Origin of the sequence: Frankia sp. Hr75.2 (assembly GCF_949319125.1) — a bacterium.
Classification (GTDB): domain Bacteria; phylum Actinomycetota; class Actinomycetes; order Frankiales; family Frankiaceae; genus Parafrankia; species Parafrankia soli.
Map to the genome: position 1 here is coordinate 1 of NZ_CASGGV010000083.1, position 5,380 is coordinate 5,380.

Consider the following 5,380-nt stretch of genomic DNA (forward strand, 5'->3'; position numbering starts at 1 on the left):
TTGGAGCGGACGGGGCAGGCGGCGTTCGATGTGCACCGCAATGCCCATCAGGGGAAGGTCGGGGTGCTGTGCCTGGCGCCGGAGGAGGGGCTGGGGGTTCGTGACGAGGAGACCCGGGCTCGTCACCTCACCGCCATCAACCGCTTCCGCGGCGTGTAGGACCCACTGTCCGGACCGTCCGTTGCCGCAGCTCTCGTCACCCAACGATTGCCCGTCTGGGATGCTGAGGCCCTATGACAGAGCACAGTGACCTCATCCCGATGTCCGGCGAGGGTGACGGTGCCCCCGGCTTCGACCTGGTGCGCCGCGGTTACGACCCACACCAGGTGAATGCGCACGTCAACTGGCTGGTCGAGCAGCTGCGCGAGGCCGAGTCGCACCGCGCCGCCGCCGAGGCGGCCGCCTCGGAGGCCGCCGCCGAGGCGGCGCGGGTTCGCGACGACCTGGCCGCGAACCGACCTGCCTGGGAGGAGTTCGGCGGCCGGATCACCCAGATCCTGCAGCTCGCCGAGGAGGAGGCGGCGACGGTTCGCGCCGAGCGGACCCGCGACGCCGAGTCCCAGCTCGAGGAGGCCCGGCGCATCGTCACCGAGGCCGAGCACACCCGCGACCGCACCCTGCGGGAGGCCGACGAGCAGGCGCAGAGCATCGTCTCCTCGGCCCGCGCCGAGGCGGAGCGCGTCGTCGAGGCGGCCCGGTCGGCCGCGGCCCAGACCGAGGAGGAGTCCGCGCGGCGCCTCGCCGAGCTGGAGCACCAGCGCGACCAGGTCACCGCGCAGCTCGGCGCGCTGCACGACCAGGTGACGGCCCAGCTCGGCGCGCTGCGCGACCGGCTCACCGCGGCGACCGCCCCGATCGAGGCGCCGTCGGCCTCCGAGCCGAGAGCACTGACTCAGGGCGAGAGCACCACCGTCCAGACGGCGGGTTCGTCCCGCGGCTGACGCCGCCGCCGGTGAGGTCAGCGGCGGCAGCCGTCAGCGGCGCCGTCAGGGCCAAAGCAGTCACCAGGGCCAAGCAGTCCACCTGGGCCTCGCCGTGGTGCCGAGGTCTAGCGATGGCGCCAGGGCCGTCGACGTCGGTTCGCACTGACGTGCCGCCGGGTCCAGCACGGGGTGTGCCAGTGCCGCCGTTCGCCGATGTCGCCGACCGGCCACACCACCCGATGCGGCGTACCCGCGGCTATGAGCTGGTCGCAACCCGGGCACCGGTATGCCTTCGTCGTCGCGGCGCCGGTCACCGGCCGCACGACCCAGTCCTCGTCCCCGCCCGCGCTTTCCCCCGTGCCCGGATTTCCGCCCGCGCCCATGCCGTCGACCGGGCCTCAGTGACCGCCGGAGCCGCCGTCCGGCCCTGAACGGCCGATGACCTCGCCGTCCACGACCCTGACGGTTCTCGGCTCCGCGCCGGTGTCACCCGCCCGCCCGCCGCGGCCGACCCGGTGGATCGCCGCGCCGGCCAGCGTACGGGCCACCTTCGCCCGCCGGAGCATGCCCGCCGGGCTCGCCAGCGCCGACGACGCCCCGATGAGCGCGTGGAACGAGCGGTCGCTGCCGCGCCAGTGCTCCCGCAGGATCGGCTCACCCGCCCCGACCACCAGGCGACGGAACGCGAAGGCCACAACGGCCACGTCATCGAGCTGGCCGATCACCGGGATGATGTTCGTCAGCCGGTTCTTCGGCGACACCAGGTAGGCCAGCGCCGCTCCCGCCTCCAGCTTCGCGGACTGCGGCACCCGCGGGTCGGCGACCACCCGGCGCAGCATCACGACCAGGTCGGGCAGGAAGGTCGTCACCTCACGGCCGAATGCGCGCAGCGCGTCCTTGTCCACCGTGGCCATGGGCGTCCTCCTCGGGGCGTACGGGCTGCCGGCACGGGCGCCGACCGCCGGGGGGCGTCCCGGCGCCCGGCGACATCCTAGACACGACCGCCGACCCGCCCCGAAGGGTGATCAACGCCGGCTGCCCGTCCGGTACCCCCCGGAGGGGTCACGAACCCCCTCCGACCGGACCCCCGCCGCCTCAGCGCGAGTGGTCGCGGAAGCCCCGGCCGGTCTTGCGCCCCAGGTAGCCCGCCTTCACGAGGTGCTCGAGCAGGGGGGCCGGGGCATAGCCCGGCTCCCGGAACTCCAGGTACAACGTCCGCTGGATCGCCAGTGTGACGTCGAGACCGACCACGTCCGCCAGCGCGAACGGGCCCATCGGATGTCCGCAGCCCACCGTCATCGCGGTGTCGATGTCGTCGACGCTGGCGTAGTGCGCCTCCAGCATCCGCACGGCGTCGTTGAGGTACGGGAAGAGCAGCGCGTTCACGATGAACCCGGCGCGGTCCGCGCAGACCACCGGGTGCTTGCCGGCGGCCCGGCTGACCGCGAGCACCGTCGCGGTGACATCGGGAGCGGTCAGCACCGTCGGCACGACCTCGATCAGGCGCATCGCGGGCGCCGGGTTGAACCAGTGCATCCCGACGACGTCCCGCGGACGGGTCGTCGCCGTGGCGCACTCGACCACCGGCAGGGATGACGTCGTGGTCGCGAGCACCGCCCCCGGCTTCATCACCTCGTCGAGCGCGGCGAACAGCGCCCGCTTCACCGAAAGCTCCTCGACGACCGCCTCGACGACGAGATCGCAGCCGGCGAGCGCGTCGAGGTCGGTCGTCCCCGTCACCCGGGCGAGCGCGGCGTCACGCTCCTCGGCGGACAGCCGTCCGCGCTGGACGCCTCGCTCCAACGACTCCACCAGCCTCTTGCGGACGGCCGACACCTTGTCGTCGGACCGCGCGCGGAACACCACGTCGAAACCGGAGCGGGCCAGGACCTCGACGATGCCGCAGGCCATCGTCCCGGTGCCCACGACGCCGACGGAGCGCACCGGCCTGGGTTCGACCCCGGCGACCACGCTCGGGGCGGCGTCGTCGACGACGTGCGGCGAGTCGGCCTCGGCGTAGGTGTAGAAGCCCCGACCGGTCTTGCGGCCCAGCATTCCGGCCGTGACGAGCTGCTTGAGCAACGGCGCGGGAGCATGCAGGTGATCGCGGGACTGGTGGTACATCGAGTCGAGGATCTCGTACGCGGAGTCGAGCCCGATCAGGTCGAGCAGGGCCAGCGGCCCCATCGGGTGACCGCAGCCGAAGCGCATCGCCGCGTCGATGTCCTCCCGGGTCGCGTAGTGCGCCTCCAGCATCCGCACCGCGTTGTTCAGGTAGCCGAACAGCAGCGCGTTGGCGATGAAACCGGCCCGGTCGCCTGCCCTGACCGCAATCTTCCCGACGCGGCCGACCAGGTCGCGGACCTCGTCAAGGACGACAGGATCCGTGACGACCGTCCCGACCACCTCAACGAGTTCCATCACCGGCGCCGGGTTGAACCAGTGCGTGCCGAGCACCCTGGACGGCCGGTGGGTGCCGGCGGCAAGCTCGGTGACCGACAGTGAGCTGGTGTTGCTGGCGATGATCGTCTCGGCGGGACAGATCTCGTCGAGACGCGCGATGAGCTCCTGCTTGGCGTCCAGCCGCTCGTGGATGGCCTCGATGATCAGCGGACAGTCCGCGACGGCCGTCAGGTCGACGCCGCTGCTGATGCGGCCGAGCAGCTCCTCGCGCTCGGCCGGGGTCAACTTGCCGCGCTCGACCGCCCGATGCGTGGAGTGCTCCAGATGGCCCCGACCGCGGGCCAGCCCGGCCTCGTCCCGTTCGACGCCCACCACGTCGATACCGGCACGGGCCAGCACCTCCGCGATGCCGGCTCCCATGGTGCCGAGCCCGATAACCCCGATCCTCGTCAGCTCACCGAGGGTGCTCTCCTGGCCCATGCCCAGCGCTCCTTCCTCCGGGTGGTCTTTCCCGTGGTCTGGCCGCCTGTCACCGCCGAGTACGCGGCGTGCGGCGTGCGACGTCCCGGGCACCGGTGTGGCGTTGGGACCGGCACCGACAGTGGAGCGTCCACTCCGCGAGTGCCCGAATCCTCCCAGGTTCTCGACGGATGAGCTTGTGATCGTGATGAAAGCTGCCATGCAGTGCGCGGGGACAGGATGCTACGCGCGCCGCCCCACCCGCCGCGACCGCACGAGCCCGCCAACGGACCACGGACGGCGACAGCCAAAAAGGCGTGGCGGCTCAGTGGCAGGGGAGGACTCACCCAGCGGCCACGCGTCGTCCGGGAGGGACGGAACCGGGTCAGAACAGGGTGGGGATGGAAGGCTCGAGGCCGCGCAGGGCGTCGTAGTCGACCACCGAGCAGGCGATGCCGCGGTCGGCGGCCAGCAGGCGTGCCTGCGGCGTGATCGACTGGGCGCACAGAATGCCCCGCACCGGATGCGGAAGGGCCGGATCATCGTCCAGGCGGGAGAGGTAGCGGGTGAGCTGCTCAACCCCGTCGATCTCACCCTTGCGCTTGATCTCCACGGCCACGGTGGAGCCGTCGGCGTCGCGGCAGAGCAGGTCGACCGGGCCGATGCCGGTCTCGTACTCCCGGCGGACCAGCGTCAGGCCCTCGCGGACGGCGTCCGGCCGGTCGGCCAGCAGCACCTGCAGGTGCGCCTCCACGCCGTCCTTGCGCAGGCCGGGGTCGACACCGAGCTCGTGCGTGGAGTCGTGCAGGATCTGCTCGATCGAGATGACGAGCTGTTCCTCGGCCTTGTTGGTGACCCGCCAGACGCCCTCCTCCTCGGCGATGACGCAGGGCGGGCTCATCCAGTTCAGCGGCTTGTAGGCACGTCCGTCGGCGTGGATGGAGACAGAGCCGTCGGCCTTCACCAGGAGCAGCCGGACGGCGCTGGGCAGGTGCGCCTTGAGCCGGCCGATGTAGTCGACGCTGCACCGAGCGATAACGAGCCGCATGTCGCGACCGTACCGTGCCCGGTCACCTCACCTGGCCCGGGTACCCGCGTTCCGCAGGACGAGGTCGTCGAGCAGCCGGCGGCGGCCCGCGTAGCGGGTGGTGAGCCGCTGGGCGTCCTCGGCGGGGAGCCGTCCGAGGCGGCGCGGGTCGGAGTTGTCGGCCATGTCGGCCCGCTTGACGACGACGGCGATGCGGTCGGCGGCGACCCGGGCCAGGTAGGCCTCCTGCGGCTCGCCCTCACGGTGGGAGAGCGCGTCCACCGCGGCGACGACCGCCGGCGGGTACCCGGAGGCGGCGAGGTCGTCGAGCGTGACCTCGCTGTCCTCGACCACGTCGTGCAGGATGGCGGCCATCTGCGCGAGGGACGGGTCCACCCCGGCGGCGGGGGCCGTGCGGCCGACGGTGTCCATCACCCGCAGCGGGTGGCCGATGTACTCGTCGCCCGCCTTGTCGAGCTGGCCGGTGTGGGCCCGGGCCGCCAGCGCCACCGCGTCCTCCAGCGACGGCCGCGGCGGAGGCTGCGGCTGGGGAGTGGGGGCGGCCGCC

Annotated in this window: 6 protein-coding genes and 1 pseudogene; 2 read left to right on the plus strand and 5 right to left on the minus strand. The window is 72.6% G+C overall.

The genetic code is table 11. The features are described from left to right. Together AC559T_RS08120 and AC559T_RS08125 are read left to right on the plus strand one after the other, a co-directional pair. Positions 1-159: pseudogene (locus AC559T_RS08120) on the plus strand (crotonyl-CoA carboxylase/reductase); the annotation flags it as partial. Positions 160-233: 74 nt separating this feature from the next. Continuing rightward, positions 234-941: a F0F1 ATP synthase subunit B gene (locus tag AC559T_RS08125; protein WP_071059422.1), complete on the plus strand. Its 708-nt coding sequence runs from the start codon at positions 234-236 to the stop codon at positions 939-941. A 107-nt stretch (positions 942-1,048) separates the two neighbouring features. On the opposite strand, the gene AC559T_RS08130 is transcribed toward AC559T_RS08125, so the two are convergent. The 5 genes from AC559T_RS08130 to AC559T_RS08150 form a co-directional block, all read right to left on the minus strand. Beyond that, positions 1,049-1,306, minus strand: coding sequence for an Rv1322 family protein (locus tag AC559T_RS08130; RefSeq protein ID WP_083390629.1), 258 nt, complete (start codon positions 1,304-1,306; stop codon positions 1,049-1,051). Positions 1,307-1,321: 15 nt separating this feature from the next. Beyond that, entirely contained in the window at positions 1,322-1,837 is a 516-nt protein-coding gene (locus AC559T_RS08135; protein ID WP_071059421.1) for a YkvA family protein, read from the minus strand. A 181-nt stretch (positions 1,838-2,018) separates the two neighbouring features. Next, on the minus strand, positions 2,019-3,806 hold the full coding sequence (locus tag AC559T_RS08140) for a 3-hydroxyacyl-CoA dehydrogenase family protein (protein WP_071059420.1): 1,788 nt from the start codon (positions 3,804-3,806) through the stop codon (positions 2,019-2,021). Between the two features lie 364 nt (positions 3,807-4,170). Continuing rightward, positions 4,171-4,833: an endonuclease NucS gene (gene nucS / locus AC559T_RS08145; protein WP_020458673.1), complete on the minus strand. Its 663-nt coding sequence runs from the start codon at positions 4,831-4,833 to the stop codon at positions 4,171-4,173. A gap of 27 nt (positions 4,834-4,860) precedes the next feature. Then, positions 4,861-5,380, minus strand: a 520-nt coding sequence (locus AC559T_RS08150) for an HD domain-containing protein (RefSeq protein ID WP_498868303.1), incomplete at its 5' end; no start/stop codon positions are given.

Excerpts from the sequence above, each read along its gene's own strand:
- AC559T_RS08125 (WP_071059422.1), top strand. The coding sequence starts at position 234 with ATGACAGAGCACAGTGACCTCATCCCGATGTCCGGCGAGGGTGACGGT.
- AC559T_RS08130 (WP_083390629.1), bottom strand. The coding sequence starts at position 1,306 with ATGGGCGCGGGCGGAAATCCGGGCACGGGGGAAAGCGCGGGCGGGGAC.
- AC559T_RS08135 (WP_071059421.1), bottom strand. The coding sequence starts at position 1,837 with ATGGCCACGGTGGACAAGGACGCGCTGCGCGCATTCGGCCGTGAGGTG.
- AC559T_RS08140 (WP_071059420.1), bottom strand. The coding sequence starts at position 3,806 with ATGGGCCAGGAGAGCACCCTCGGTGAGCTGACGAGGATCGGGGTTATC.
- nucS (WP_020458673.1), bottom strand. The coding sequence starts at position 4,833 with ATGCGGCTCGTTATCGCTCGGTGCAGCGTCGACTACATCGGCCGGCTC.